General features: G+C 65.5%; 29 protein-coding genes. 17 read left to right on the top strand and 12 right to left on the bottom strand.

The features are described 5' to 3' along the window. Positions 1-27: 27 nt before the first annotated feature. From ACIGKL_RS09180 to ACIGKL_RS09190, 3 genes are all read left to right on the top strand, one after another. Positions 28-1026, top strand: a complete 999-nt coding sequence (locus tag ACIGKL_RS09180) for a methyltransferase (protein WP_397486358.1) — start codon at positions 28-30, stop codon at positions 1024-1026. A 246-nt stretch (positions 1027-1272) separates the two neighbouring features. Beyond that, the gene (locus ACIGKL_RS09185) at positions 1273-1854 is read left to right on the top strand and encodes a TMEM165/GDT1 family protein (RefSeq protein ID WP_397486851.1); all 582 of its coding nucleotides are present in this window, start codon (positions 1273-1275) and stop codon (positions 1852-1854) included. A gap of 111 nt (positions 1855-1965) precedes the next feature. Continuing rightward, on the top strand, positions 1966-2409 hold the full coding sequence (locus ACIGKL_RS09190) for a ketosteroid isomerase-related protein (protein WP_397486359.1): 444 nt from the start codon (positions 1966-1968) through the stop codon (positions 2407-2409). 60 nt (positions 2410-2469) lie between these two features. Here ACIGKL_RS09190 and ACIGKL_RS09195 read toward each other — a convergent pair whose 3' ends face one another. After that, the gene (locus tag ACIGKL_RS09195) at positions 2470-3291 is read right to left on the bottom strand and encodes a M48 family metallopeptidase (protein ID WP_397486360.1); all 822 of its coding nucleotides are present in this window, start codon (positions 3289-3291) and stop codon (positions 2470-2472) included. A 211-nt stretch (positions 3292-3502) separates the two neighbouring features. Here ACIGKL_RS09195 and ACIGKL_RS09200 point away from each other — a divergent pair, with 211 nt between their 5' ends. Continuing rightward, a complete protein-coding gene (locus ACIGKL_RS09200; RefSeq protein ID WP_397486361.1) occupies positions 3503-5653 on the top strand; it encodes a methyl-accepting chemotaxis protein in 2151 nt (716 codons plus the stop codon). Between the two features lie 87 nt (positions 5654-5740). Here the strand turns inward: ACIGKL_RS09200 and ACIGKL_RS09205 are convergent, their stop codons facing one another. Genes ACIGKL_RS09205 through ACIGKL_RS09215 form a run of 3 tightly spaced genes read right to left on the bottom strand, consistent with a single transcriptional unit; the run spans position 5741 to position 6831 of the window. Then, positions 5741-6358, bottom strand: a complete 618-nt coding sequence (locus ACIGKL_RS09205) for an SOS response-associated peptidase (RefSeq protein ID WP_397486362.1) — start codon at positions 6356-6358, stop codon at positions 5741-5743. Between the two features lie 30 nt (positions 6359-6388). Next, positions 6389-6649 carry a DUF2007 domain-containing protein gene (locus ACIGKL_RS09210; protein ID WP_397486363.1) on the bottom strand — a complete coding sequence of 87 codons (261 nt, stop codon included), beginning with the start codon at positions 6647-6649 and terminating at the stop codon, positions 6389-6391. Then, the gene (locus ACIGKL_RS09215) at positions 6649-6831 is read right to left on the bottom strand and encodes a CPXCG motif-containing cysteine-rich protein (RefSeq protein WP_397486364.1); all 183 of its coding nucleotides are present in this window, start codon (positions 6829-6831) and stop codon (positions 6649-6651) included. The genes ACIGKL_RS09210 and ACIGKL_RS09215 overlap by 1 nt, the downstream gene beginning before the upstream one ends. A 112-nt stretch (positions 6832-6943) precedes the next feature. Between ACIGKL_RS09215 and ACIGKL_RS09220 the strand changes: the two genes are divergently transcribed. Further along, positions 6944-8107: a 1-acyl-sn-glycerol-3-phosphate acyltransferase gene (locus ACIGKL_RS09220; RefSeq protein ID WP_397486365.1), complete on the top strand. Its 1164-nt coding sequence runs from the start codon at positions 6944-6946 to the stop codon at positions 8105-8107. Positions 8108-8167: 60 nt separating this feature from the next. Here ACIGKL_RS09220 and ACIGKL_RS09225 read toward each other — a convergent pair whose 3' ends face one another. Continuing rightward, a complete protein-coding gene (locus ACIGKL_RS09225; RefSeq protein ID WP_397486366.1) occupies positions 8168-8455 on the bottom strand; it encodes a hypothetical protein in 288 nt (95 codons plus the stop codon). Positions 8456-8739: 284 nt separating this feature from the next. Here ACIGKL_RS09225 and ACIGKL_RS09230 point away from each other — a divergent pair, with 284 nt between their 5' ends. Then, positions 8740-8946: a hypothetical protein gene (locus tag ACIGKL_RS09230; protein WP_021446064.1), complete on the top strand. Its 207-nt coding sequence runs from the start codon at positions 8740-8742 to the stop codon at positions 8944-8946. Between the two features lie 60 nt (positions 8947-9006). Here ACIGKL_RS09230 and ACIGKL_RS09235 read toward each other — a convergent pair whose 3' ends face one another. Continuing rightward, the gene (locus ACIGKL_RS09235; RefSeq protein ID WP_397486852.1) at positions 9007-9591 is read right to left on the bottom strand and encodes a YajG family lipoprotein; all 585 of its coding nucleotides are present in this window, start codon (positions 9589-9591) and stop codon (positions 9007-9009) included. Between the two features lie 171 nt (positions 9592-9762). Here ACIGKL_RS09235 and ACIGKL_RS09240 point away from each other — a divergent pair, with 171 nt between their 5' ends. Continuing rightward, on the top strand, positions 9763-9996 hold the full coding sequence (locus ACIGKL_RS09240) for a hypothetical protein (protein ID WP_397486367.1): 234 nt from the start codon (positions 9763-9765) through the stop codon (positions 9994-9996). Positions 9997-10458: 462 nt separating this feature from the next. Continuing rightward, a complete protein-coding gene (mqo, locus tag ACIGKL_RS09245) occupies positions 10459-11958 on the top strand; it encodes a malate dehydrogenase (quinone) (protein WP_397486368.1) in 1500 nt (499 codons plus the stop codon). Between the two features lie 100 nt (positions 11959-12058). Here mqo and ACIGKL_RS09250 read toward each other — a convergent pair whose 3' ends face one another. From ACIGKL_RS09250 to rplU, 5 genes are all read right to left on the bottom strand, one after another. Beyond that, positions 12059-12517 (bottom strand): CreA family protein, encoded by a 459-nt coding sequence (locus tag ACIGKL_RS09250; protein WP_397486369.1) that lies wholly within the window; start codon positions 12515-12517, stop codon positions 12059-12061. A gap of 10 nt (positions 12518-12527) precedes the next feature. Then, on the bottom strand, positions 12528-13646 hold the full coding sequence (proB, locus tag ACIGKL_RS09255) for a glutamate 5-kinase (protein ID WP_397486370.1): 1119 nt from the start codon (positions 13644-13646) through the stop codon (positions 12528-12530). A gap of 157 nt (positions 13647-13803) precedes the next feature. Then, positions 13804-15021, bottom strand: coding sequence for an Obg family GTPase CgtA (gene cgtA, locus ACIGKL_RS09260; RefSeq protein ID WP_397486371.1), 1218 nt, complete (start codon positions 15019-15021; stop codon positions 13804-13806). 141 nt (positions 15022-15162) lie between these two features. Next, positions 15163-15420 carry a 50S ribosomal protein L27 gene (gene rpmA / locus ACIGKL_RS09265; RefSeq protein WP_031303584.1) on the bottom strand — a complete coding sequence of 86 codons (258 nt, stop codon included), beginning with the start codon at positions 15418-15420 and terminating at the stop codon, positions 15163-15165. 37 nt (positions 15421-15457) lie between these two features. Further along, entirely contained in the window at positions 15458-15769 is a 312-nt protein-coding gene (gene rplU / locus ACIGKL_RS09270) for a 50S ribosomal protein L21 (RefSeq protein WP_397486853.1), read from the bottom strand. 246 nt (positions 15770-16015) lie between these two features. Between rplU and ACIGKL_RS09275 the strand changes: the two genes are divergently transcribed. Next, positions 16016-16984: a polyprenyl synthetase family protein gene (locus tag ACIGKL_RS09275; protein ID WP_397486372.1), complete on the top strand. Its 969-nt coding sequence runs from the start codon at positions 16016-16018 to the stop codon at positions 16982-16984. A gap of 81 nt (positions 16985-17065) precedes the next feature. Here the strand turns inward: ACIGKL_RS09275 and ACIGKL_RS09280 are convergent, their stop codons facing one another. After that, complete coding sequence (locus ACIGKL_RS09280; RefSeq protein ID WP_397486373.1) at positions 17066-17824, bottom strand: SDR family oxidoreductase; 759 nt, start codon at positions 17822-17824, stop codon at positions 17066-17068. Positions 17825-17932: 108 nt separating this feature from the next. Between ACIGKL_RS09280 and ACIGKL_RS09285 the strand changes: the two genes are divergently transcribed. The 8 genes from ACIGKL_RS09285 to ACIGKL_RS09320 all read left to right on the top strand — a co-directional run bounded on the left by ACIGKL_RS09285 (position 17933) and on the right by ACIGKL_RS09320 (position 25294). Next, positions 17933-18667 (top strand): HugZ family protein, encoded by a 735-nt coding sequence (locus ACIGKL_RS09285; RefSeq protein ID WP_397486374.1) that lies wholly within the window; start codon positions 17933-17935, stop codon positions 18665-18667. A 67-nt stretch (positions 18668-18734) separates the two neighbouring features. After that, positions 18735-19199 (top strand): FxsA family protein, encoded by a 465-nt coding sequence (locus ACIGKL_RS09290; RefSeq protein WP_397486375.1) that lies wholly within the window; start codon positions 18735-18737, stop codon positions 19197-19199. Between the two features lie 256 nt (positions 19200-19455). After that, positions 19456-19749: a co-chaperone GroES gene (locus ACIGKL_RS09295; protein ID WP_021445335.1), complete on the top strand. Its 294-nt coding sequence runs from the start codon at positions 19456-19458 to the stop codon at positions 19747-19749. A 49-nt stretch (positions 19750-19798) separates the two neighbouring features. Beyond that, a complete protein-coding gene (groL, locus tag ACIGKL_RS09300) occupies positions 19799-21445 on the top strand; it encodes a chaperonin GroEL (protein WP_397486376.1) in 1647 nt (548 codons plus the stop codon). Between the two features lie 385 nt (positions 21446-21830). Continuing rightward, positions 21831-22523 (top strand): lipopolysaccharide kinase InaA family protein, encoded by a 693-nt coding sequence (locus tag ACIGKL_RS09305; protein ID WP_397486377.1) that lies wholly within the window; start codon positions 21831-21833, stop codon positions 22521-22523. Between the two features lie 418 nt (positions 22524-22941). Further along, positions 22942-23178, top strand: coding sequence for a hypothetical protein (locus ACIGKL_RS09310; protein WP_397486854.1), 237 nt, complete (start codon positions 22942-22944; stop codon positions 23176-23178). Between the two features lie 143 nt (positions 23179-23321). Beyond that, positions 23322-24140 (top strand): NYN domain-containing protein, encoded by an 819-nt coding sequence (locus tag ACIGKL_RS09315; protein ID WP_397486378.1) that lies wholly within the window; start codon positions 23322-23324, stop codon positions 24138-24140. Positions 24141-24208: 68 nt separating this feature from the next. Then, positions 24209-25294 carry a type I restriction endonuclease gene (locus tag ACIGKL_RS09320; protein ID WP_397486379.1) on the top strand — a complete coding sequence of 362 codons (1086 nt, stop codon included), beginning with the start codon at positions 24209-24211 and terminating at the stop codon, positions 25292-25294. Positions 25295-25501 lie beyond the last annotated feature (207 nt).

Consider the following 25501-nt stretch of genomic DNA (forward strand, 5'->3'; position numbering starts at 1 on the left):
GCTGCGCAGCTTTTTCAGGAGCCCCCGATGGACCCGCGAAGCGAAGTTCTCCTGCGTCAGGCCGAGCTGTTCGGCGGCGAGCTGCTGCTGGCCGGTCTGCCGGCCGACGACCTGCTCGGCGCCCTGCCCCAGGCGCGCGGCTGGAGCTGGCACGCCGGCGAGCAGGCGCTGCTGCAGGCGCGCTTTGCCGGGCGCAGCCAGTTCGACACCCGCATGCCGGAAGGCGACTACCCCGCCGCCGTGCTGTTTCTGCCCAAGTCGCGCGAACTGACCGACTACCTGCTGCAGGCCCTGGCCGCGCGCCTGAGCGGCCGCCCGCTGTACCTGGTCGGCGAGAAGCGCGGCGGTATCGAGCGTGCGGCCAAGCAGCTGGCCGCCTACGGCACGCCGCGCAAGCTGGACAGCGCGCGTCACTGCCAGCTGTGGGGCGTACAGGTCGAACAGGCGCCCGCCGCGCCCGATCTCGACGCCCTGGCCCAGGTCTACAGCCTGCCGCTGGCCGACGGCCCGCTGCAGGTGGTGAGCCTGCCCGGGGTGTTCGCCCACGGCCGCCTGGATCGCGGCAGCGCGCTGCTGCTGGAGCACCTCGACGACCTGCCGCACGGCCATCTGCTGGACTTCGGCTGCGGCGCGGGCGTGCTCGGCGCCGCGCTCAAGCGCCGCTACCCGGTCAGCCGCCTGAGCCTGCTGGACGTGGACGCCTTCGCCCTGGCCAGCAGCCGCCTGACCCTGGCGCGCAACGGACTGGACGCCGAGCTGATCGCCGGCACGGGCATCGAGTCGGCGCCACAAGGGCTGGCCGCCATCGTCAGCAACCCGCCCTTTCACCAGGGCGTGCACACCCATTACCAGGCCAGCGAGAACCTGCTGACCCAGGCCGCCGCCCACCTGAACATCGGCGGCGAACTGCGCCTGGTGGCCAACAGCTTCCTCAAGTACCCGCCGCTGATCGAGCGCCACCTCGGCCCCTGCCGCACCCTGGCCGAGGCCGACGGCTTTCGCATCTACAGCGCACGGCGGCGCTGAGCGGGGTTGCTCTACCACAGCGCCTTGGGCACAATGCGCCGGTCCTAGGGGAGTAGTCTCCCGCGAGCGCCCAGCTCGCCCGGCACGCGTCAACACACTTGCTCCGCAGAGCATGGCGCGCGCGACCCAAGGCCTCCCAGCGGGGCCTGCGGTTTGACAAGACCTATGACACGCACACCTTACCCGGGGCGGGAAGGTCGTACGTGTCATAGCCGTGTCGACCCGCCCCTTTAGGAAAACCTCATGCTGGAATCCCTGTTCGTCCCCACCCTGATCGTTGCCCTCGCCGAAATCGGCGACAAGACGCAACTGCTCGCCTTGCTCCTGGCCGCACGCTTTCGCCGGCCCTGGCCGATCATCTGGGGCATAGTGGTCGCCACCCTGGCCAATCACTTCGCCGCCGGCGCGGTGGGCAACTGGGTCGCCGGTTTCTTCTCCCCTGCCATGCTGAGCTGGATACTCGCCGCCAGTTTCGTCGCCGTGGCCGCCTGGACGCTGATTCCCGACAAGCTGGACGAGGACGAGGCATCCGGGCTGAAGAAATACGGCCCCTTTCTCACCACCCTGATCGCCTTCTTCCTCGCCGAGATGGGCGACAAGACCCAGGTCGCCACGGTGATGCTGGCCGCGCAGTACCCGCATTTCGTGCTGGTGGTGCTCGGCACCACCCTGGGCATGCTGATCGCCAACGTGCCGGTGGTGCTGGCCGGCAACTTCGCCGCCGAGCGCCTGCCACTGACCCTGATCCGTCGCCTGGCTGCCTGCGCCTTCGCCGCCCTGGCGCTGTACGCCGGCTACCAGGCGCTGCAATTGAGCGGCCTGATATGACACATCGTTGACGCCAACGAGCTGTCACATCGGCCAATTCCAGCCCCCTCCCGCCTGCTGCTAAAGTGCGCGACACGTCACGCAACTTGAGTCGGCAGTCCGGAGGGCGTCATGTCATTGGATGATCGGAAGAAGGTGGTGTGCCAGCACATCGACCTGACCTGGAACAAGGGCCGCCTGGCGCTGGCCGAGCAGCTGCACAGCCGCGATTTTCTCTACAAGAGTTCGTTTATCGGCCGCCCGCTGAGCAGCGCCGGCTTCGCCCAGATGGTGCAGGACATCCGCCACGCCATGCCGGACCTGCAGGTGGTGGTCGAGGAATGCATCGCCGAAGGCTACAAGGTGGTCACCTGGAGCACCCTGATCGGCACTATTCAGAAACCCGCGCTGGGCTACCCGCCCAGCGACAAGGTGCTGAGCATCTCGGCCATGGCCTTCTGGACCCTGACCCCGGGCAACGAGATCCAGGAAATCTGCACCATGTTCGACATGGAAAGTTTCCGCGCCCAGCTCAATCTGGAAACCCGCCCCTTCGCCGAAAAAGCCCTGCCCTGAAACGCCGGCGGCGCGCCCTGAGCCCTCAGGACGCGCCGCCGGTGTATCCCGAGGCCGGACTCAGCGCCCGGCCTTGGCCTGTTCGTACAACGGCATCACCTTGGGAATCGCCGCCTGCAGCGAGGCGATACGGCTGCTGGAGGACGGGTGGGTGCTCATGAACTCCGGCGGCGCCCCGCCGCCGGCGGCCGCCATCTTCTGCCACAGGCTGACCGCCGCATTGGGGTCGTAGCCGGCACGCGCGGCCAGCTCCAGGCCGATCAGGTCGGCCTCGTTCTCGTTGCCGCGGCTGTTGGGCAGGGTCAGGCTGTACTGCACCACGGTGTCGGCCAGGGCGAGGCCGCCCTCGCCGAGACCGAGCAGGGCGCCGGCGCCCTGCTTGGCCATCTCGATGCCATAGGCCTTGGACATCGCCTCGCGGCTGTGCTCGCGCAGGGCGTGGGCCATCTCGTGGCCCATGATCGCGGCGATCTCGTCGTCGCTCAGCTTGAGCTTCTCGATGATGCCGCTGTAGAAGATGATCTTGCCGCCAGGGCCGCAGTTGGCGTTGAGCTCCGGGCTCTTGATCAGGTTGACCTCCCACTGCCAGTTGGCCGCATCCGGGCGGAAACGCGGCGCCTGCGGGATCAGCCGGTTGGCGATGGCCTGCAGGCGCTTGGCATTGGCGCTGTTCTTGTCCAGCACGCCCTGGCTCGACGCCTCGCTCAGGGTCTGCTGGTAGGACTGCGCGTACATCTGGTTGACCTGGTCGGCCGACAACATGCTGAACATGTACTGCTTGCGCTCCACGCCCACCGCACCGCCGCTGGTGGTGTTGACGGCCTGACAGCCGGCCAGCAGCAGCGCCGCCGCCAGGCCACCCAGGGTAAGAACCTTGTTCATCGAACGATCTCCTTTATCGACCGACCTATGCTAGGCCGCCGCCTCGACGCGAGCAACCACGCCACTTGCACGATGGCCGCGGGCCATCTTTGCTAAGCGATGAAACCGCCAAAACGCCGCCGGCCAGCTCATCCACGACAGCCCGCTCAGGTTTTCCGCCGACGCTGCCGATAGCCGCTTACAGGCCACCTCTTCGCGCCCCGGAGCCAACATGAAGTTCAAGTCGATCCAGTTTTCCGTCGCCTTCCTCGCCGGCGCCAGCGTGCTGGCCGTGGTCGTGGCCCTGGTGCTCTACGCCCTGTTCGCCAGCGGCCGCACCCAGGCGCTGGTGGAGCAACGCACCCAGGCGCTGCTCGAACAGGTCATCGAACAGCGCCTGGCGGCACTGGCGCGCGCCCAGATCAGCGAAATCCAGCGCGAGCTGGAGGCGCCGCTGCAGATCACCGCCGACCTGGCCCGGGTCAACGCCCTGCTCGGCATGAGCGATGCCGGCGGCGCTCCGCTGCTGGCCGCCAGCCGCGAGGAGCTGGCCAATCTGGTGCGCGAGACCACGGCGCAGAACCCCAAGCTGCTGGGCAGCTACATCGGCTGGGAGGCGAACGCCTTCGACGCCAGCGACGACCTCTACGCCGGCAGCAAGGAGAACGGCTACGACGGCAACGGCCGCTTCCTGCCCTGGTGGTATCGCAACGCCGACGGCAGCCTGGGTATCGACGCCATCGGCTCGATGGAAAGCGAGAAACTGCTGCCCACCGGGGTGCGCGAGGGCGAGTACTACCTGTGTCCCAAGGAGCGCAAGCGCCCCTGCGTGATCGACCCGGCGCCCTACGACGTCGGCGGCAAGATGACCATGCTCGCCTCCTTCACCTCGCCGATCCTGGTGGACGGCGAATTCCGCGGCATCGCCGGCGCCGACCTGGCGGTCAACTTCATCCAGGAGCTGCTGACCCAGGCCGACGCCCAGCTCTACGACGGCGCCGGCGAGATGGCGCTGATCGCCGGCAACGGCCGCCTGGTGGCCTCGACCAAGGCCCCGGACAAGCTCGGCGAACCGGCCACCGCGCTGCTCGACGCCAACGAACTGAGCAACCTGAGCGGCCTGCAGCCGGGCCAACCGAAGTACGACATCCACGTCGAGGACGATCCCGCCGACAGCCATATCGAGCTGTTTCTCAGCTTCGCCATCGGCCAGGCCGATACCCGCTGGGTGCTGATGCTGGTACTGCCGCTGGACACCGTGATGGCCGACCTGCGCCAGCTGCAGGGCGAACTGGCCGCGCAGCGCGAAGCCGATACTCTGGGCATGAGCCTGGTCGGCCTGCTGATCGCCGTCCTCGGCCTGCTGGTGATCTGGTTCGTCGGCTACGGCATCGCCCGCCCGCTCAAGCAGATGGTCGGCATGCTCGACGACATCGCCAAGGGCGACGGCGACCTGACCGTGCGCCTGCGGGTCGAGCGCAGCGACGAACTGGGGCAGATCGCCCAGGGTTTCAACGCCTTCCTGAGCAAGCTGCAGGCGATGATCGGCGACGTGGTGAGCTCGGTGCAGCAGGTCAGCGACTCGTCCGAGCACACCGCCGACATCGCCATCCGCACCAACCAGGGGGTGCAGAAGCAGCTGGCCGAGATCGAGCTGGTGGCCACCGCCGTGCACCAGATGACCGCCACCGCGCAGGACGTGGCGCGCAACGCCACCCACGCCGCCGAGGCCGCCAACCACGCCGACCGCGCCGCCAACCAGGGCAAGCAGGTGGTGCAGAGCACCTCCAGCGCCATCGCCGCGCTGGCCAGCGAGATCGGCCGCGCCGTCGGCGTGGTGCAGAGCCTGGCCAAGGACAGCGAGAACATCAACGCGATCCTGGTGGCGATCCGCGGCATCGCCGAGCAGACCAACCTGCTGGCGCTCAACGCCGCCATCGAGGCGGCGCGGGCCGGCGAACAGGGCCGCGGTTTCGCCGTGGTCGCCGACGAGGTGCGCAACCTGGCGCAGAAGACCCAGCAGGCCACCGAAGAGATCCAGAGCATGATCCAGCAGCTGCAGCACGGCACCCGCGAGGTGGTCAAGGTAATGGAGCAGAGCCAGGTCAAGACCGACGACAGCGTGGCGCACGCCAACCAGGCGGCCGACTCGCTGGAGGCCATCACCCAGGCGGTCTCGGTGATCAACGACATGAACACCCAGATCGCCAGCGCGGCCGAGCAGCAGAGCGCGGTGGCCGAGGACATCAACCGCAACGTCAGCAATATCGGCCAGGTGGCCAACGAGGTGGCCGGCGGCGCCGACGAAGCCAGCCAGGCCAGCGCCGGGCTAACCAAGCTGGCCGAGCAGCAGCGCCGGCTGATCAACCAGTTCAAGGTGTAAGCGGCTCGTAGGGCGCGCCGCGCGCACCACGCGTCCAGCGGTTGTTGCGGGGCGCATGGCCTGGGCGTCCCGCGACAGCCTAAGGCTTCACGCCGGGGTCAGGCACTCCGGCGCATCCAACTTGGGGTCGTTGACCAGGGTGGCCAGGGCGCGCTCGCGCAGACCGCCCTGGGGCCTGGCCAGCAGCGTCTGCAGTTGCTCCAGCCCGGTCTCGCCGCTCAGCCACAGGGCCCGCTCCTGCTCGTCGAGAATCAGCGGGCGGCGCTGCGAGGCGGCTGCCTGGGTGATCAGCGCCACGCTCAGGTACTCGCGCCCGCCGACCGGATAGACCTCCCACAGCGCGGCGAAGTACAGCAGCGAATCGGCGTTGGTCATCCAGTACGGGCGCTTGCGCGCTGCGCCGCGCCATTCGTAGAAACCATTGGCCGGTAGCAGGCCGCGGCGCAGACGCAAAGGCTCGCGGAACATCGGCTGCTCGGCCAGGGTCTCGGCGCGGGCATGCGCCGGGGTCTTCGACAGGTCCTTGAGCCAGGCCGGAGTCAAGCCCCAGCGCGCCGCGGCGGCTTCAGTCCCGGCGGCGCCGGCACGCAACAGCAGCACCTGGCCGTTCGGCGCAATGTTCCAGTGCGGCTGCTGATCGGCGGGAAAACCGGGCAAGGCCGCCAGGGCCGGCGACCAACGAAACAGGGCGTAGCGTCCACACATGCTGCAACTCGACAGACAGGCAGGGGCGCGTCAGCACAGCAACACGCCCTGGAAGGATTCCGGCTCGTCGCCGGGCAGGGGTTGCGCGGCATTGTACGCCCCGATCAGCGCGCGTGCCCGCTCGGCGTCATGGTCGGCCACCAGCAGACCGAGCAGCCCGCAGACCGGCAACTCGCCCACCGCACCGACCAGGTGCTGGCCGAGCAGATGCGCCTCGATGCCCTCGCTGGCCAGCATGCCCAGCAGCATCTCGCCCTCCAGCAGATTCTCCGGCTCGTAGATTCGTTGCATCAGTCGTTCTCCCCGCGAACCTCCAGTTGCCAGTCGACGCCGTCGGTGCGCAGCTCGAACAGGATCGGGCGGCAGCACACCGGGCAATCCTCGATATAGGACTGATCGCCCGCCGACAGATCGAGCACGGCTTCGGCCGGCTCGCCGCAGTAGGGGCAGAGATAGGCCTCGGTTTCCAGCATCGCGGCCTCCTTGTGACTTGGCGGTATAATCGCCGGTCTATTGCTGGCCTGTTCGCCAGGCGTTTTCGTTCAGCACTTCATTTCAACCATAGCCGTTCCACGACAAGAGAGCATGATGGGCGCATTCGATGCCATCCGACCCTATGCCGACGCAGAAGTGCGCCCCGTACTGGCGCGCCTGCTCGCCGACCCGGCCTTTCTCGGCACCCTCACCCGCTTTCGCTTCCCGCGCCTGGCCGGGCCGCTCGGCTGGCTGCTCAAGCCGCTGATCGCCGCGCGCCTGCGCAGCGAGTTCGCCGGCATCGACTCGGTGGCCAAGCTGCAGGAGAAGATCGAGCCCTACGTCGACCGCAGCATCGAGCGCGCCAGCGACGGCATCACCTATTCCGGCCTCGAACACCTGCAACCGGGCAAGGCCTACCTGTACCTGGCCAACCACCGCGACATCGTCATGGACCCGGCCTTCGTCAACTACGCGGTGTACCACGCCGGCCTGCCGACGCCGCGCATCGCCATCGGCGACAACCTGCTGCAGAAGCCCTTCGTCGGCGACCTGATGCGCCTGAACAAGAGCTTCATCGTGCACCGCTCGATCAGCGGCCGGCGCGAGAAGCTGGCGGCCTACCAGCTGCTCTCGGCCTATATCAACCACTCGATCCGCGAGGACGGCGAGTCGATCTGGATCGCCCAGGCCGAAGGCCGCGCCAAGGACGGTGACGACCGCACCGACTCGGCGATCCTCAAGATGTTCCACATGAGCCGCAAGGACGAGCCGTTCGCCTCGGTGATCGACTCGCTCAACCTGATCCCGGTGTCGATCAGCTACGAGTACGACCCCTGCGACCTGGCCAAGGCCCGCGAGCTGAGCGTGCGCGCCGCCACCGGCAGCTACACCAAGGCGCCCGGCGAGGACGACGCCAGCATCGCCCTCGGCATCACCGGCTACAAGGGCCGCGTGCACCTGCACTTCGGCGCCCCGGCCGCCGGTCTGGACGACACCAAGCAACTGGCCCAGGAACTGGACCGGCAGATCCTCGGCCAGTACCGCCTGTTCCCGGTGCACTACCTGGCCTATGCCATGTGGGCGGAGCGCGACCCGCAGCTGGCAGTGCCCGCCGCCCGCGAGCTGTTCGCCGCCGACGAACTGGCCAAGGCCGAGGCCGAATGGCACAAGCGCCTGGCCGCCTGCAGCGCCGAGGAGCAGCCCTACCTGGTGCTGCAGTACGCCAACCCGGTGCGCAACCAGTACCGGATCAAGGCCGGCCTGCCGCTGTAAGGCAACCGGCACAAAGGAAAACGGCAGCCCGCGGGCTGCCGTTTTCGTATCTGTCGCCCATTACAGACGCGTGCTGAACCAGGACAGCAGCAGCGCCGCCGCCAGGCAGGCGCCGCCGAAGCGGTAGAAGAAGCGATTGATGCGCAGGGTGCGCTCGTCGCACGCCTCGGCCTCGGCGCTCAGGCTTTCCAGCTCGCCCTGCGCCAGCATGCGGGCCTGGCCGCGCTGCTCGCGCAGGCGGGTCATCAGGCACAGCCAGGCGCCGGCCAGGCCGAAGAACAATGCCAGCGTATTCATCGCCACGGCCGGATGGGCGAGGAACAGCGACCACAACATCTGCAGCGACATGCAACACCTCGGGATCAGCTCGGTGCAGCGACGCCGCCGCCGCACCAGAATGGGGATTCACGCCGAAAATGAGGTGCAGCAGCGCCCGTTCCGGCCGTCGAAAGTCGTCGCGCAGTGTACTGAAATCCATGTTTTATAAGGTTCGTTTCCGACGAACGCGGCGGCTATCCCGAAATCGTCTGAAAACTGTCATATCCCTGGCCTAGGGTTTGTATCTCTCATCCTGACCACGCAGTCACGACCTGCAGTGGAGCCTTACCCTTAATGTCCGCGGAGGACCTGCCATGCTCAACCCACAACCGCTGGATCGCGACTACCTGATCGACTCGCTGGATGAAGTGGACGCCGTGGTCGACGAACTTTCCTTCAACGTGCAGGACCACCACTGGCTGGTCTACTGCGCCCTGGGCGGTCACGAACACTACGACCTGCCAGACATCGACAACCGCACCGGCATGAGCCTGCCGGAGCTCTACGAGCAGGCAGCCTGAAGCGCCCGCAGAAATGAAAACGCCCCGCAATGCGGGGCGTTTTCGTGTCTGGGCTCTGCGTTACTGCAGCAGCACCTGGCCAATGGTCGGGTCCTTGAAGGCGCGGGTCAGGGCGTCGCTGAGCACGTCGCTGACCAGCTTGGTGTTGGTCTGCTGGTTCGGCGCCATGCCGAAGCGCTGGTTCAGCGAGGCGCCGTAACGGCCGCTGTAGCGGCGGCTGGCGCCCTGAACGTCGGCGCGGATGGAGGCGGTGATGTCGGCCTCGGTGACGTACAGGCCTTCCTTGGGCGACTGATACTTCAGTTCGGCCAGGGTCAGGGTCAGCTGCGGCACGTTGTAGGCGTTGCTCGACGGGGTGAAGCCGAGCAGGCGTACCGCGGCCTCGGCCTCGGCCTGCAGCTTGGGCAGGATGGCTTCGCTGCTGACGCTGATGGCGCTGGTTTCCGGATACAGGCCGCCGCGGGTGCCGAGGTTCGGCGACGGACGCCCATCGACCACCCGAACCACCACCGGCTGGCCCTGACCGACCGCGGTCAGCGCGCTGGTGAGCTTGGGTTGCGGGCTGAGTTGCTGAGGGCTGTGGGCGCAACCGGCCAGGGTCAGGCTGGCGGCGGCAAGCAAGGCGAACAACGCGCGGTGCAACATGCTCATCTCTCCAAGAGGGGTTGAAAAAGTGGCCGGCAGTATACCCAGCGACGACTGGCGCCGACAGCACTCGCAGTATCGGACTGCCAGCCCCTGCCTGCGGTTCCTGTCATCAGCCTGTCACCGCCGTACGGCATAACGGACGCCAGCCCATCCGCCGGAGTCTTCGCCATGTCGCTGCTGCGCCGCCTGTTCAGCCCCCGCCGCCCGCTGCGCCATTTCGCCTGGCTCGACGCCCAGGGTCATTGCCGCGCGCTGCGCCAGGCGCAGGCCCATCCGCAGCAGGCCGGCTGGGTCGAGGTGAGCGAATCGCGCCCCTGCTGGCTGGGCGCGCCGCTGCCCGCCGGCGTGCGCGTCACGCCGGTCGTCACGCATGCAGCAGGCGCTCGCCCGTTGGCGGCCTGACCGACGGAAGAAGAAAAGTCACGCAGGGCGATCAATTTCGCCTCATTCACCGCTATAATCGCGCCCCGATTATAAGGACGTCTCCTGATCGGGCCGCACCACCTCGCCGATGCTAGGTCATCGCCCCGCCCCAGAGAGTCGCCCACTTCGCGCTGCCACTTCCGGCCAGCCGCTTTAAGCCCATACGCAGAGCCGATTGCAGCCATGCAATGCATGACCTGTGCGGGGCACAAGCGCGCCGAGGCAGACGAGCTTTTGAGGTTCACCGCTCCAAAAGAGCGTGAAAAAACGGTTTTTACAACTTCACAAGAGTGTGGCGAATAAATGAACAGTTTTGCGTCCGCAAATCCCCGCCTTAACCCTCCCGGCCACGCGACCAGGCACTGCGTCTGAGTCCACCGGCATCGCCCTAGCAGGCCGACAGGCCGTCAATCTGGTGCAGTATTTCTTGGAGTGAGGTTAATGGCGCATAACGATTACCAAAGCGTAGATGTGGTGCTGGTCGGCGCCGGCATCATGAGCGCGACCCTGGGCGTGCTGCTCAAGGAACTCGATCCCGGCATCAAGCTGGAAGTGGTGGAACTGCGCGAGTCCGGCGCGGTGGAAAGCTCCAACCCCTGGAACAACGCCGGCACCGGCCACGCCGCGCTGTGCGAGCTGAACTACACCCCGCAAGGCGCCGACGGCAGCATCGACATCAAGAAGTCGGTGAGCATCAACGCCCAGTTCGAGGAGTCCAAGCAGTTCTGGGCCTACCTGATCGACAAGGGCGCGATCGACTCGCCGAAGTCCTTCATCAACCCGGTGCCGCACATGAGCTTCGTGCGCGGCCAGGACGGCATCGCCTTCCTCAAGAAGCGTTTCGAGGCCCTGCGCCAGCACCATGCCTTCAGCGCCATGGAGTACACCGAGGACCGCGCCACCATCGCCGACTGGGCGCCGCTACTGATCCCCGGCCGCGACGCCGGCGAGCCGCTGGCCATGACCCGCGTGCAGGCCGGCACCGACGTCAACTTCGGCGCGGTGACCCAGCAGATGCTCGACTACCTGGCCCGCCAGGCGGACGCCAAGGTCACCTGCAACCAGAAGGTCACCGACCTCAAGCGCGAAGACGACGGCTGGCGCGTCAGCGTCAAGGACACCCAGAGCGGCGCCACTCGGCAGATCCAGGCCAGGTTCGTCTTCCTCGGCGCCGGTGGCGGCGCCCTGCCGCTGCTGCAGCTGTCCGGCATCCCAGAAGGCAAGGGCTTCGGCGGCTTCCCGGTGAGCGGCCAGTGGCTGCGCTGCGACAACCCCGAGGTGGTGGCCAAGCACCAGGCCAAGGTCTACAGCCAGGCCGAGGTCGGCTCGCCGCCGATGTCGGTGCCGCACCTCGATACCCGCGTGGTGGACGGCAAGAAATCCCTGCTGTTCGGCCCCTACGCCGGCTTCTCCACCAAGTTCCTGCGCCACGGCTCGTTCCTCGACCTGCCGTTGTCGGTGCGCGCCAACAACATCGGCCCGATGCTGGCGGTGGCGCGCGACAACATGGACCTGACCCGCTACCTGATCAAGGAAGTGATGCAGTCCGAAGAGCAACGCCTGAAGACCCTGCGCGGCTTCTACCCCGAGGCCAAGGCCGAGGACTGGCGCCTGGAAGTGGCCGGCCAGCGCGTGCAGATCATCAAGAAGGATGGCAAGAACGGCGGCATCCTGCAGTTCGGCACCGAGCTGGTGGCCGCGGCCGACGGCTCCATCGCCGCCCTGCTCGGCGCCTCGCCGGGCGCCTCGGTGACCGTGTCGATCATGCTCGACCTGATCCGTCGCTGCTTCCCCGAGCAGGCCCAGTCTGCGGACTGGCGCAGCAAGCTGGACGAGATCTTCCCGGCCATGGCCGACGTCCTGGCCAAGGACGCCGAGCGCTACCGCGAAGTGCAGGCGCAGTCGAACCAGCGCCTGCAGCTGGACATCCCCAGCGCCTGATCGGCCCGCGCACAAAAAACCGCCCTTCGGGGCGGTTTCTTTTTGGCGTAGGGTGCGCCGTGCGCACCGGCATCCTCATCGTTGGTGCGCACGGCGCACCCTACTGGCCCCAGGGCAGGATCGGGATAGCGGTCACCGCGTTCTGCGGGCTGCCCTCGATCACCCGGTCGCTGTAGACCAGGTACACCAGGGTGTTGCGCTTGCTGTCGAAGAAGCGCACCACCTGCATGGTCTTGAACACCAGCGAGGTGCGCTCCTTGAACACCTCCTCGCCATCCTTCAGCTCACCCTGGAAACGAATCGGCCCGACCTGGCGACAGGCGATGGAGGCCTCGGCGCGATCCTCGGCCAGGCCCAGGCCGCCCTTGACCCCACCGGTCTTGGCCCGCGACAGGTAGCAGGTCACACCTTCCACCTTGGGATCGTCGAAGGCCTCGACGACGATCTTGTCGTTCGGCCCCACCCACTTGAACACCGTCGACACCTCGCCGATGGTCTCGGCCAGCGCCAGGCTGGGCAGCACCAGCAGGCCCAGCAGCACTCCCTTGAACGGACGCATGCCTTTCTCCTTAGACCAGGATCAGATTGTCGCGATGCACCAACTCCGGCTCGTCGACATAGCCCAGCAGCTTCTCGATGGCATCGGACGGCTGGCCGATGATCTTCTGCGCCTCCAGGGCGCTGTAGTTGACCAGGCCGCGGGCCACCTCGCGGCCGTCCGGGGCGACGCAGACCACCATCTCGCCGCGGCGGAAGCTGCCCTGCACCGCCTTCACCCCCACCGGCAGCAGGCTCTTGCGATCCTGGCTCAGCGCCTTCACCGCGCCGGCATCCAGCACCAGGGTGCCGCGGGTCTGCAGGTGGCCGGCCAGCCACTGCTTGCGCGCCGCCAGCAGGCCGCGCTCGGGGGCCAGCAGGGTGCCCAGGCGTTCGCCGGCCTTGAGCCGCGCCAGCACCTGCTCGATGGCGCCGCCGACAATCACCGTGTGCGCCCCGGAACGCGCCGCCAGGCGCGCGGCGCGCAGCTTGGTCTGCATGCCGCCGCGCCCCAGCGCACCGCCGACGCCGCCGGCCACCGCATCCAGCGCCGGGTCGTCGGCGCGCGCCTCGTTGATCAGCTTGGCGTCCGGATTGTGCCGCGGGTCGGCGTCGAACATGCCGTCGCGGTCGGTGAGGATCACCAGCAGGTCGGCCTCCACCAGGTTGGCCACCAGCGCGGCCAGGGTATCGTTGTCGCCGAAACGGATCTCGTCGGTGACCACGGTGTCGTTCTCGTTGATCACCGGCACCACGTCGAGGTCGACCAGGGTGCGCAGGGTGCTGCGCGCATTCAGGTAGCGCTTGCGGTCGGACAGGTCGTCGTGGGTCAGGAGGATCTGCGCAGTGCGTCGATTGTGCTCGGCGAAGCTCGACTCCCAGGCCTGGATCAGCACCATCTGGCCGATGGCGGCGGCCGCCTGCAGCTCGTGCATGGCGCTCGGTCGGCTGTTCCAGCCGAGGCGGCTCATGCCCGCCGCCACCGCGCCGGAAGACACCAACACCAGCTCCACGCCCTGCTCGCGCAGGGCCACCATCTGCTTGACCCACACCGCCATGGCCGCCCGATCCAGGCCGCGCCCGTCGGCGGTCAGCAGCGCGCTGCCGATCTTCACCACCCAGCGCCGCGCGCCGGTCACCTTGTCACGCATGATCTTCCAACCTTAGCCAGAATGCCCACTTAGGAAACTCCGAGCGTCACTCCCGCGAAGGCGGGAGCCCAGGTGCTGCGGTGCTTCTGGATTCCCGCCTGCGCGGGAATGACGGCTCTTACAAAAACGCCGCAATTAAGCGGCGTTGAAAACTTGCTTAATCCCGGACGTAAATGATTTCCGGGCCGTCGTCGTCATCTTCGTCGTCGAAGTCGTCTTCGTCGATATCGTCGACGCTGCGTACCCCGGCCTTGCGCAGCGCACGCTGGTCGTCCAGCGCCTGCAGGCGGGCGCGCGCCTCGTCTTCGATGCGCTGATCCAGCTCGGCCAGCTCTTCGGCGAACTGCGGGTCTTCGGCGATGCGCTCACCGCGCACTTCCAGGTAATGCATGATGTCGCGGCAGATGCGCTCGGTGCCGTCGCGGCTGATGGCCGAAACCACATAGACCGGACCCTGCCAGCCCAGACGGGCGACGATGTCGGCCTTGCGCGCCTCGCGCTCGTCCTCCGGAATCTGGTCCATCTTGTTCAGCACCAGCCAGCGGTCGCGCTCGGCCAGCGCCGGGCTGAAGCGGCCCAGCTCGTCGATGATCACCCGCGCCGCTTCGGCCGGATCGCTCTCGTCCAGCGGCGCCATGTCCACCAGGTGCAGCAGCAGGCGGGTACGCGCCAGGTGCTTGAGGAAGCGGATGCCCAGACCGGCGCCTTCCGAGGCGCCCTCAATCAGGCCCGGGATGTCGGCGACGACGAAGCTCTTGAAGCGGTCGACGCTAACCACGCCCAGGTTCGGCACCAGGGTGGTGAAGGGGTAGTCGGCGACCTTCGGCTTGGCCGCGGAAACGGCGCGGATAAAGGTGCTCTTGCCGGCATTGGGCAGACCGAGCAGGCCGACGTCGGCCAGCACTTTCAGCTCCAGCTTGAGGTCGCGCGACTCGCCCGGCTTGCCCGGCGTGGTCTGCCGCGGCGCGCGGTTGGTGCTGGACTTGAAGCGGGTGTTGCCCAGGCCGTGCCAGCCGCCCTGGGCGACCATCAGGCGCTGGCCGGGCTTGATCAGGTCGCCGATCACTTCCTGAGTGCCGGCGTCGATCACCGTGGTGCCGACCGGCACCGGCAGGAGCAGGTCCTCGCCCTTGGCCCCGGTGCAGTCGGTGCTGCCGCCCTTCTCGCCGTTCTGCGCGTTGAATTTGCGCGTGTAGCGGTAGTCGATCAGGGTGTTGAGGTTCTCGTCGGCGACGAGGAATACCGAGCCGCCATCGCCACCGTCGCCGCCGTTGGGGCCGCCCTTCTCGATGAACTTCTCGCGGCGGAAGGCCATCATGCCGTTACCGCCATCACCGGCTTTTACAAAAATCGAAACTTCGTCGACGAATTTCATGGATATGCCTCCCGCGTCACCTGCGGGCTGGAGGGAACGCTTGCCGGATCATCCAGAGCTAGCGGATCGGGCAAGCGCACCAAAGATACACAAACAAAAAAGCCCCGTCCTACGGACAGGGCTTTTCCAGCGCGTAGGCGATTAGGCCTGGACGACGCTCACGTAGCGACGGCCAAAAGCGCCCTTCACTTCGAACTTGACCACGCCTTCGACTTTAGCGAAGAGGGTGTGGTCCTTGCCGATGCCCACGCCGAAACCGGGGTGGAACTGGGTGCCGCGCTGACGCACGATGATGTTGCCGGCCTTGATGACCTGGCCGCCGTACATCTTCACGCCAAGGCGTTTACTTTCGGAATCGCGGCCGTTACGGGTAGAACCGCCAGCTTTTTTGTGTGCCATGAGTCAATACTCCTATAAAGGGATCGGGGCCGACGAATCAGGCCTGGATACCGGTGATTTTGATCTCAGTGAACCACTGACGGTGGCCCTGACGCTTCATGTGGTGCTTACGACGGCGGAACTTGATGATGCGCACCTTGTCGTGACGGCCTTGCGCAACGACTTCGGCAACCACTTTGGCGCCGTCTACGACCGGAGCGCCGATTTTCACGTCGTCGCCATTGCCGATCAGCAGAACGCGATCGAAAGTCACGGCTTCGCCGGTAGCGACTTCGAGCTTCTCGATCTTGAGGAATTCGCCTTCGGCGACTTTGTATTGCTTACCGCCGGTAACAATTACTGCGTACATGGTAAATCTCCGTTGATCCTGCTCACCCAGCGCTTTGGAGAAATCGTTATTGGCTGGCATGGCTGCTCGGGGCCGGAAGTGACGCCCTTGCAATTGCGTAAGGCAGGGAAATGCCCAGGGGGAAGTTCAGGGTGCGCGATTGTACGCAAGCCCGTGACGCCACGCAAGGCCCGCCGGCGCTTGCCTTGACAGCCCCTACCCCGCCACCTAGCATGCCGCGCAACCTCAAAGGAGCACCTTTCGCCGATGCAACCCCAGGCTTTCTACCGCGTGGTGGCGGACGATTTCACCGCCGTCGACGGCATCATCCGTCAACAACTGGTCTCGCGCGTACCGCTGGTGGAGAAGATCGGCGACTATATCATCTCCGCCGGCGGCAAACGCCTGCGCCCGCTGCTGGTGCTGCTCAGCGGCAAGGCGCTGGGCTATCGGGCCGACGACCTGCGCCTGCTGGCCGCCACCATCGAGTTCCTGCACACCGCCACCCTGCTGCACGACGACGTGGTCGACATGTCCGACATGCGCCGCGGCCGCAGCACCGCCAATGCCCAGTGGGGCAACGCGCCGAGCGTGCTGGTGGGCGACTTCCTCTATTCGCGCTCGTTCGAAATGATGGTCGAGCTGGGCTCCATGCCGGTCATGCGCATCCTCTCCAAGGCCACCCGGGTGATCGCCGAGGGCGAGGTGCTGCAGCTGTCCAAGGTGCGCGACGCCAGCACCACGGAAGAGACCTATATGGAGGTCATCCGCGGCAAGACCGCCATGCTGTTCGAGGCCTCGACGCACAGCGCCGCCGCCCTGGCCGGCGTGCCCGAGGCGCAGAGCGAAGCCCTGCGCACCTTCGGCGACCACCTCGGCGTGGCCTTCCAGCTGGTCGACGATCTGCTCGACTACCGGGGCGACGCCGCCGAGTTGGGCAAGAACGTCGGCGACGACCTGGCCGAGGGCAAGCCGACCCTGCCGCTGATCTACACCATGCGCGAAGGCAACGAGGAGCAGGCCGCACTGGTGCGCCGCGCCATCCAGAAGGGCGGCATCGAGGACCTGGAAAGCATTCGCGCCGCCGTGGAAGCCGCCGGCGCCCTGGACTACACCGCGCAACTGGCGCGCGACTACGCCGAGCGCGCCATCGCCTGCCTGGACGCGCTGCCGGCCGGCGAATACCGCGATGCGTTGATCGAGCTGAGCCGTTTCGCCGTCGCTCGTACCCATTGACGGCTGGTGCGCACGGCGCACCCTACCCAAAACGAAAACGCCCCGAACCAGTCGGGGCGTTTTCCTTTGCGCGGCAGGCGATTACAGACGCAGGCCGCCGTCGAGCTCGAGGATGCGACCGGTGTAGTAGTCGTTCTCCAGGATATAGGCCACCGAGTGGGCGATCTCGGCCGGCTTGCCCATGCGTCGCAGCGGAATGCCGGCGGTCATCTTCTCCAGCGCTTCCGGCTTCATGCTGCCGGTCATCTCGGTCTCGATAAAGCCCGGGGCCACGCCAGCGACACGGATGCCGTAGCGCGCCAGTTCCTTGGCCCAGACCACGGTGTCGGCGGCGACGCCGGCCTTGGCCGCGGAGTAGTTGGCCTGGCCCATGTTGCCGGCGCGGGAGATGGAGGAGATGTTGACGATCGCGCCCTGGTTGTTCAGCTCGATCATCTTCGCCGCCACCTCGCGGGTGCAGAGGAACACGCCGGTCAGGTTGACGTCGATCACCGACTGCCACTGGGCCAGGCTCATCTTGGTCATCTCGCCGTCCTTGACGCGGATGGTCAGGCCATCGCGGAGGATGCCGGCGTTGTTGACCAGGCCATTGATGGCACCGAAGTCCTCGGCCACCTGGGCGACCATATGGGTCACCTGCTCTTCATTGGCCACATTGCACAGGTAGGCACGGGCATCGCCGCCGGCGGCCTTGCAGGCAGCCACGGCTTCGTCGAGTTTTTCCTGGTTCAGGTCGACCAGTGCCAGCTTGGCGCCCTTGGCCGCCAGGTACTCGCCCATGGCGCGGCCCAGGCCCTGGCAACCGCCGGTGATGATGATGACTTTGTCTTTCAGTTGCATCGCGTTATCCCCTCAAGGTGCAGCATTAACCAGCCCCGCTGACGCCTGCGAACCGCTATGCTAGGGCGCCTGTCCGTTTCTGACGGATTCTTTGCGAGGAGTCATAAGGTGAGCGTGAAAGCCGGCAAGCATGCACGAGAATTGCTGCTCAAGGAATACCGTGGCGTGCTCAGCACCCACTCCAAGGCCATGCCGGGTTTCCCTTTCGGATCGGTGGTGCCCTACTGCCTGGACGCCGAGGGCCGGCCGCTGATCCTGATCAGTCGCATCGCCCAGCACACCCATAACCTCGGGCAGGACGCCAAGTGCTCGCTGCTGGTCGGCGAGCGCGGCGCAGAGGATGTGCAGGCGGTCGGCCGTCTCACTCTGCTCGCCGAAGCACGACAATTGCGTGACGAAGGCGAAATCGAGGCGGCCGCCCAGCGTTATTACCGCTTTTTCCCCCAGTCGCGCGACTACCATCGGGCGCATGACTTCGATTTCTGGCGACTGGAGCCGGTGCGCTGGCGCTTTATCGGCGGTTTCGGCGCCATTCACTGGCTCGATGAGGTCGCCCTGGCCAATCCCTTCGCGACCGACGGCAGCGAAGCGAGCATGGTCGAACACATGAACGCCGACCACGCCGACGCCATCGCCCACTACGTCGCGCTGGCCGGGCTGCCACGGCAGGAGCCGGCGCAGCTGGCCGGCATCGACAGCGAGGGTTTCCACCTGCGCATCGGCCAGAGCCTGCATTGGCTGCCCTTCCCCGCCCCGTGCGGCAATCCGGGTGCGGTACGCCAAGCCCTGGTGCAGCTGGCGCGCGCCGAGCACTGGCCGACCAGTGGTGCGGTTTCAGCTTGAATTAAGCGCCGCGCCCCATATTAAGAACCTACGGGAAGCCCGACTTCCGCCAAGGACACTTCGACCCATGCGTGCGTTTCTGTTTCTCTTCCTGCTGTTCCCGATCATCGAGCTGGCCCTGCTGATCCAGGTCGGCAGCGCCATCGGCGTGCTGCCGACGCTGCTGCTGGTGATCGGCACCGCCGTGCTCGGCAGCCTATTGCTGCGCGTGGCCGGCGTCGCCACCGCCTGGCGCGCCCGCGAGAAACTGGCGCGCGGCGAGCTGCCCGAGCAGGAAATGCTCGAAGGCCTGCTGATCGCCGTGGGCGGCGGCCTGCTGCTGCTGCCGGGCTTTATCAGCGACATCTTCGGCGTGCTCTGCCTGATCCCCTTCACCCGCCGCCTGCTGGTCGGCAAGCTGCGCCGCCGCGCCGAGGAACAGGCCCTGCGCCAGCGCGCCTTCTTCGACGATATGGCCGCGCGCTCCGGGCAGAGCCGCCCGGGTGCGGCCCGACCGAATGTGCTGGAAGGCGAGTACGAGCGCCGCGATTGAGCCGGCGCGCCGGGGAGGCGCCCGCCTCCCTGCCCCACCCCGAGTGAATCCCCCCGCTGCAAAAAATTTGCACCCCGGCCCTTGAAATACCCTCGCCCGCCCACATGTAGCAGTCACCGCAAGGTGCCTGCCCTCCGCGGCAGTCAGACTTTCGCGGTGCGCACCGCGCACCGCACCCGGCCCCGCCGGATTTTACAAACCCGCCGGCCACACAAGAGTCGGCAAGTTGGCCATCAATTGTTAGGAGAGATCGACAATGAAGCTTCGTCCTCTGCATGACCGCGTCGTGATCCGTCGCAGCGAAGAAGAGACCAAAACCGCTGGCGGCATCGTGCTGCCGGGTTCCGCTGCCGAGAAGCCGAACCAGGGCGAAATCGTCGCCGTCGGCACCGGTCGCGTGCTGGACAACGGCGAAGTCCGTCCGCTGGCCGTCAAGGTCGGTGACAAGGTGGTGTTCGGCCCTTACAGCGGCAGCAACACCGTCAAGGTCGACGGCGAAGACCTGCTGGTGATGGGCGAGAACGAAATCCTCGCCGTCATCGAAGCCTGATTCGCACCAGTCTCCGTTTAACCGTCAAGAATTCTGAGGATTGATCAACATGGCTGCTAAAGAAGTCAAATTCGGCGATTCCGCCCGCAAGAAAATGCTCGTCGGCGTCAACGTCCTGGCCGACGCGGTAAAAGCCACCCTCGGCCCGAAAGGCCGTAACGTGGTGCTGGCCAAGTCCTTCGGCGCGCCGACCATCACCAAAGACGGTGTATCGGTTGCCAAGGAAATCGAACTGAAAGACGCCTTCGAGAACATGGGCGCCCAGTTGGTCAAGGACGTCGCGTCCAAGGCCAACGACGCCGCCGGCGACGGCACCACCACCGCCACCGTGCTGGCCCAGGCCATCGTCAACGAAGGCCTGAAGTCGGTCGCCGCCGGCATGAACCCGATGGACCTGAAGCGCGGCATCGACAAGGCCACCAGCGCCATCGTCGCCCAGCTCAAGGACCTGGCCAAGCCGTGCACCGACACCAAGGCCATCGCCCAGGTCGGCACCATCTCCGCCAACTCCGACAACTCCATCGGCGACATCATCGCCGAGGCCATGGAGAAGGTCGGTAAAGAAGGCGTGATCACCGTCGAAGAAGGCTCGGGCCTGGAAAACGAACTGTCCGTCGTCGAAGGCATGCAGTTCGACCGTGGCTACCTGTCGCCCTACTTCATCAACAAGCCGGACACCATGGTTGCCGAGCTGGAAGGCCCGCTGCTGCTGCTGGTGGACAAGAAGATCAGCAACATCCGCGAACTGCTGCCGGTACTGGAAGCCGTCGCCAAGGCCGGTCGTCCGCTGCTGATCGTCGCCGAAGACGTCGAAGGCGAAGCCCTGGCCACCCTGGTGGTCAACAACATGCGCGGCATCGTCAAGGTCGCTGCCGTCAAGGCTCCGGGCTTCGGCGACCGCCGCAAGGCCATGCTGCAGGACATCGCCATCCTCACCGGCGGCACCGTGATCAGCGAAGAAGTCGGCCTGTCCCTGGAAAGCGCCACCCTGGAGCATCTGGGTAACGCCAAGCGCGTCGTGCTGAACAAGGACAACACCACCATCATCGACGGCGCCGGCGCTCAAGCCGACATCGAAGCCCGCGTGGCGCAGATCCGCAAGCAGGTCGAAGACACCACCTCCGACTACGACAAAGAGAAGCTGCAAGAGCGTCTGGCCAAGCTGGCCGGCGGTGTTGCCGTGATCAAGGTCGGCGCTGCCACCGAAGTCGAGATGAAAGAGAAGAAAGCCCGCGTCGAAGACGCCCTGCACGCCACCCGCGCTGCCGTGGAAGAAGGCGTGGTGCCTGGCGGCGGCGTAGCCCTGGTGCGCGCGCTGCAGGCCATCGAAGGCCTGAAGGGCGAGAACGAAGACCAGAACGTCGGCATCGCCCTGCTGCGTCGCGCCGTCGAAGCGCCGCTGCGCCAGATCGTCGCCAACGCCGGCGGCGAGCCGAGCGTGGTGGTCGACAAGGTCAAGCAGGGTTCGGGCAACTTCGGCTTCAACGCCGCCACCGACACCTACGGCGACATGATCGAGATGGGCATCCTCGACCCGGCCAAGGTCACCCGTTCGGCGCTGCAGGCAGCTGCCTCCATCGGCGGCCTGATGATCACCACCGAGGCCATGGTGGCCGACGCGGCTGACGACAAGGCCCCGGCCATGCCGGATATGGGCGGCATGGGCGGTATGGGTGGCATGGGCGGCATGATGTAAGCCAGCCCGGCTCCCTCGCTGTAACAAGAACCCCGCGCCCGTCGCGGGGTTTTTTATGCTCGCTCCCCCGATGCCCACGGCCCTGTAGGGTGCGCCGTGCGCACCGCCCCCCGCTCCGTCCGCCTAATGCCGTTCACTTAAGGTCGTGCGCCTCCTGCCCGCCTCTGCCATTTGTGGGAGCCCGCGAAACTACAGCGTTCCCCTCTCCGAACGCGGCCCGCCGTGCAATTCGCACCGCGCCCAACGCCCGACCGCTGCATAGCTTTCTATGGACTTGAACGCGGGCTTTGCTTAGTTTGTCCCCGTGCCGGCTGCGCCGGCGCACCCGAATGGCTGCCCCCGAGGGCGCGGGCGGCCCGGACAGACAAGCAGAAGAATAACGACCATGACCCTCGGCACCTCTGGCGACACCCAGCAACATCCCTTTCAACACTGGTGGCAACTGCGCGGCGAATGGGTGGAAGAGCCCAACCAGCGCCGCGGCGGCGAAAGCGGCGTGCAACGCCTGCAACGGCAGGACGCGGTCTGGTACGCCAAGCGCCAGGTCGGCCACCTCTACCGCAGCCTGCTGCACCCTGGGGGCCGGCCCACCGTCCTGCGCGAGCGCAAGGCGCTGCGCGCCCTCGACGCCCTCGGCGTGGCCGTGCCGCAGCTGATCTACTGCGGCGTCGAACGCGACCCACAACAGGGCTGGCGCGGCCTGCTGGTCACCGCGGCGCTGGACGGTTTCGCGGATATCGAGAGCTGGTACGCCGGCGGCGGCCGCCAGGCCTGCGGCGAAGCGCGACACGCGCAGCTGCTGCAGCAAATCGGCGCCACCCTGGCGCGCATGCACCTGGGCCGCTGGCAGCACGGCTGCCTGTACGCCAAGCACATCTTCGTACGCCTGGACGGCGACGCCCCGCAGGTGGCCCTGCTCGACCTGGAAAAGAGCCGCCGGCGCCTCAGCCGGGTGCGCGCCGCACGCCACGACCTGCGTCAGCTGCGGCGCCACAGCCCCTGGTCGGACGCAGACTGGCAGCAGCTGCTGCAAGGCTATCGCCGGGTGTTTGCCGGCGGCGCCAATGGCCTGGGCTAACCGAGATCGAAAAAGCTGCCAGGCATTCACGGTACGCCTCTTGCTTAAAAAACATACATGCCGGCCCAGCGCCGGCATCTGTTTGCCGCCTACGGGCGATCTTTTCGCACCACCCTCACCAGGACGTGGCTCTGCCCCGCAGCTTTGCGCCGGGCAGCCGGATCGGCTGCGCCACTCTGGCCCCGCTTACCCACCGCCAAGGCCGGCCGCTACAGGGTGCTCCCAAAGGCACCAAAGGTGACGCCTGGGCGTTACCCGCACACAGATGGAACCAACCGGGCCGGCTCTTGTCCCAGCACAGCCCCCAAGTGGTGCCAGCCATAAGCAGTGACCGTTCGTCGCGCAAGACCACGAGCGAACGGTGGGTGATCTAGGTTTATCGAACAGCGTTTGGCAGCGCTTTCAAGGGGTTATCAAAATGAAATTAGAAACAGCACGAGGTTTATTCCTCGGCCTCGCCCTCAGCGTCACGGCCATTGCCGCCGCTGCCTGGCAGGAACCCGCCCCGCGCGTGCTGGAAGCCCGCGACTGCAGCGCCACCGAAACCTGCCCCAGCGCCCCGCCGCGCAAACCGGCGCAAGCGCAAGCCAAACCGGACGCCAACCTCCTGGTGCTGATGTTCGGCCTTAGCGGCGCACTGAAGGGCGAGCAGTAACGCCCGTTCCGCAACGGGGAATTTGCGCTCGACCCGGGACGGGGCGAGCGCCCCGCCCCGCGTGAATACCACTGACATCGACGCCCTGGCATCGCGCCAGCATTCGCAGTAAGGTCAGGCATCCCCTCTCGCAAGGATGCAGCATGGCCGCCAAAGCCCCCGCCTCCCGCCAACAGAAGCACCTCGCCGTGCTGATCGACGCCGACAACGCCCCCGCCGCCATAGTCGAAGGCCTGTTCGAGGAAATCGCCAAATACGGCGTCGCCAGCGTCAAGCGCATCTACGGCGACTGGACCCTGCCCAACCTGGGCGGCTGGAAAAAGGTGCTGCTCGACCACTCCATCCAGCCGATCCAGCAGTTCGCCTACACCAAGGGCAAGAACGCCACCGACAGCTCGCTGATCATCGATGCCATGGACCTGCTCTATACCCGGCGCTTCGATGGCTTCTGCCTGGTCTCCAGCGACAGCGACTTCACCCGGCTGGCCGCGCGCCTGCGCGAGGAAGGGCTGACCGTCTACGGCTTCGGCGAGGAGAAAACGCCCTCGCCCTTCGTCTCGGCCTGCGACAAGTTCATCTATACGGAAATCCTTCGCGCCGACGCCGCCGAGGCAGCGGAAGAAGCGCCCAGCAACGGTGACAAGAGCAAAGCCGTCGCTGGCCAGACCACAGCCGCCGAACCGGCCAAGGCGTCCGCCAAGCCGAAGGTCCAGAAGGTGCCGGTGGACTTTATCGCCAAGGTCATCGACGACAGCGACGACGAGGACGGCTGGATCCAACTCGGCGCCCTCGGCTCGAACATCAGCAAACTGCGCCCGGCATTCGATGCCCGGCTATATGGTTTCAAGAAGCTCAGCGATTTGATCAAGGGACATCCGAAGCGGTTTGAGCTGCAGGTGCGCGGCAGCAGCGCGACGGGCGGTGAGGCGCTGTATGTGCGGAATCGGAAGGCGGGGAAATAGCTTTGCAGCTAATGTTGGTAGGCATCGTTTCGCCCAGCGCAAGGGTTTAACACAAGAAGGTACAAGATATGGAATTCTTTGAGAAACTGAATAGCCTCGCAGCTAAGATTCGCCAACAAGGCGCAGCCATCAAAACAGAAGAGGCCACAAAAAACGCCTTCGTAATGCCGTTCATAAACACCGTGCTGGGATATGACGTATTTGACCCAACAGAAGTGACCCCAGAGTTCGTCTGCGATGTAGGCACGAAGAAAGGCGAAAAAATTGACTACGCAATATTGAAAGACGGCGAAGTTCAAATCTTGGTTGAATGCAAGAAAATTGGCGAGCCATTGAACATCAACCATGCTTCTCAACTATTCCGCTACTTTCATGTTACCAATGCACGTATTTCGATTCTTACCAACGGTCAAGTGTACAAATTTTTCACCGATCTTGACGCGCCTAACAAGATGGACGAAAAACCCTTCCTTGAACTGGACCTACTTGACATAGATGAACATGCAGTACCAGAGCTTATAAAACTCACCAAATCCGCCTTCGACGTAGAGTCCATTATCAACTCCGCTGGCGAACTCAAGTATGTCAGCCAAATAAAAAAGGAAATTGCCGCGCAATTCAGCAAACCGGAGGACGACTTTGTTAAATTTTTCGCATCGCGCGTTTACGACGGAATGATTACCCAGAAAGTACGCGAACAATTCACGGAACTGACCCGCAAAGCAGTTGCTCAATTCTTGAGCGACCAAGTAAATGATCGATTGAAGTCTGCGATGAGTGGAGCAATTCAACCCAGTTATGCCTCTACCGTAACAGCACCTAATGAGGTACCAACAGAGCAGCAAGGCGAGTCAGCGGAAGACAAGGTGATAACCACACTAGAAGAACTTGAGGGTTATCACATAGTCAAGGCAATCGTCCGCTCGGTTGTAGACTCAAAGCGGATTGTCCAGCGTGATACTCAAAGCTACTTTGGCATTCTGCTGGACGATAACAACCGAAAACCTATCTGTCGCCTTCACTTCAATCGATTGCAAAAATACATCGGCATTTTTGATCAAGAAAAGAACGAGACGCGCCACCCGATTGGCTCACTGGACGAAATTTACGATTTTGCAGATCAGCTGAAAACGACGATAAGCTTTTACTCATGAGTAAGTAATTTTAGGTATCCGTAGGGTGGACAACGCGAAGCTTGTCCACCAAGGCGCCTCACAAGATATGCGCCATTCCGACACGGCGCTTTTCGCCCTTACGGCGAGTCACTTTCTCTTTGCTCGCGCGAAAGAGAAAGTAACCAAAGAGAAAGCGCGCCCGGCATCCGGGTTTCGCTCCGCGAAACTTCCCTCGCTCCGGCGCTG

The sequence above is a fragment of the Pseudomonas sp. NPDC077186 genome (assembly GCF_044543505.1).
In the GTDB taxonomy this organism is placed as follows: Bacteria; Pseudomonadota; Gammaproteobacteria; order Pseudomonadales; family Pseudomonadaceae; genus Aquipseudomonas.

Coding starts and splice junctions, on each gene's coding strand:
- ACIGKL_RS09180 (WP_397486358.1), top strand. CDS start 28: ATGGACCCGCGAAGCGAAGTTCTCCTGCGTCAGGCCGAGCTGTTCGGC.
- ACIGKL_RS09190 (WP_397486359.1), top strand. CDS start 1,966: ATGTCATTGGATGATCGGAAGAAGGTGGTGTGCCAGCACATCGACCTG.
- ACIGKL_RS09195 (WP_397486360.1), bottom strand. CDS start 3,291: ATGAACAAGGTTCTTACCCTGGGTGGCCTGGCGGCGGCGCTGCTGCTG.
- ACIGKL_RS09200 (WP_397486361.1), top strand. CDS start 3,503: ATGAAGTTCAAGTCGATCCAGTTTTCCGTCGCCTTCCTCGCCGGCGCC.
- ACIGKL_RS09205 (WP_397486362.1), bottom strand. CDS start 6,358: ATGTGTGGACGCTACGCCCTGTTTCGTTGGTCGCCGGCCCTGGCGGCC.
- ACIGKL_RS09210 (WP_397486363.1), bottom strand. CDS start 6,649: ATGCAACGAATCTACGAGCCGGAGAATCTGCTGGAGGGCGAGATGCTG.
- ACIGKL_RS09215 (WP_397486364.1), bottom strand. CDS start 6,831: ATGCTGGAAACCGAGGCCTATCTCTGCCCCTACTGCGGCGAGCCGGCC.
- ACIGKL_RS09220 (WP_397486365.1), top strand. CDS start 6,944: ATGATGGGCGCATTCGATGCCATCCGACCCTATGCCGACGCAGAAGTG.
- ACIGKL_RS09225 (WP_397486366.1), bottom strand. CDS start 8,455: ATGTCGCTGCAGATGTTGTGGTCGCTGTTCCTCGCCCATCCGGCCGTG.
- ACIGKL_RS09230 (WP_021446064.1), top strand. CDS start 8,740: ATGCTCAACCCACAACCGCTGGATCGCGACTACCTGATCGACTCGCTG.
- ACIGKL_RS09235 (WP_397486852.1), bottom strand. CDS start 9,591: ATGTTGCACCGCGCGTTGTTCGCCTTGCTTGCCGCCGCCAGCCTGACC.
- ACIGKL_RS09240 (WP_397486367.1), top strand. CDS start 9,763: ATGTCGCTGCTGCGCCGCCTGTTCAGCCCCCGCCGCCCGCTGCGCCAT.
- mqo (WP_397486368.1), top strand. CDS start 10,459: ATGGCGCATAACGATTACCAAAGCGTAGATGTGGTGCTGGTCGGCGCC.
- ACIGKL_RS09250 (WP_397486369.1), bottom strand. CDS start 12,517: ATGCGTCCGTTCAAGGGAGTGCTGCTGGGCCTGCTGGTGCTGCCCAGC.
- proB (WP_397486370.1), bottom strand. CDS start 13,646: ATGCGTGACAAGGTGACCGGCGCGCGGCGCTGGGTGGTGAAGATCGGC.
- cgtA (WP_397486371.1), bottom strand. CDS start 15,021: ATGAAATTCGTCGACGAAGTTTCGATTTTTGTAAAAGCCGGTGATGGC.
- rpmA (WP_031303584.1), bottom strand. CDS start 15,420: ATGGCACACAAAAAAGCTGGCGGTTCTACCCGTAACGGCCGCGATTCC.
- rplU (WP_397486853.1), bottom strand. CDS start 15,769: ATGTACGCAGTAATTGTTACCGGCGGTAAGCAATACAAAGTCGCCGAA.
- ACIGKL_RS09275 (WP_397486372.1), top strand. CDS start 16,016: ATGCAACCCCAGGCTTTCTACCGCGTGGTGGCGGACGATTTCACCGCC.
- ACIGKL_RS09280 (WP_397486373.1), bottom strand. CDS start 17,824: ATGCAACTGAAAGACAAAGTCATCATCATCACCGGCGGTTGCCAGGGC.
- ACIGKL_RS09290 (WP_397486375.1), top strand. CDS start 18,735: ATGCGTGCGTTTCTGTTTCTCTTCCTGCTGTTCCCGATCATCGAGCTG.
- ACIGKL_RS09295 (WP_021445335.1), top strand. CDS start 19,456: ATGAAGCTTCGTCCTCTGCATGACCGCGTCGTGATCCGTCGCAGCGAA.
- groL (WP_397486376.1), top strand. CDS start 19,799: ATGGCTGCTAAAGAAGTCAAATTCGGCGATTCCGCCCGCAAGAAAATG.
- ACIGKL_RS09305 (WP_397486377.1), top strand. CDS start 21,831: ATGACCCTCGGCACCTCTGGCGACACCCAGCAACATCCCTTTCAACAC.
- ACIGKL_RS09310 (WP_397486854.1), top strand. CDS start 22,942: ATGAAATTAGAAACAGCACGAGGTTTATTCCTCGGCCTCGCCCTCAGC.
- ACIGKL_RS09315 (WP_397486378.1), top strand. CDS start 23,322: ATGGCCGCCAAAGCCCCCGCCTCCCGCCAACAGAAGCACCTCGCCGTG.
- ACIGKL_RS09320 (WP_397486379.1), top strand. CDS start 24,209: ATGGAATTCTTTGAGAAACTGAATAGCCTCGCAGCTAAGATTCGCCAA.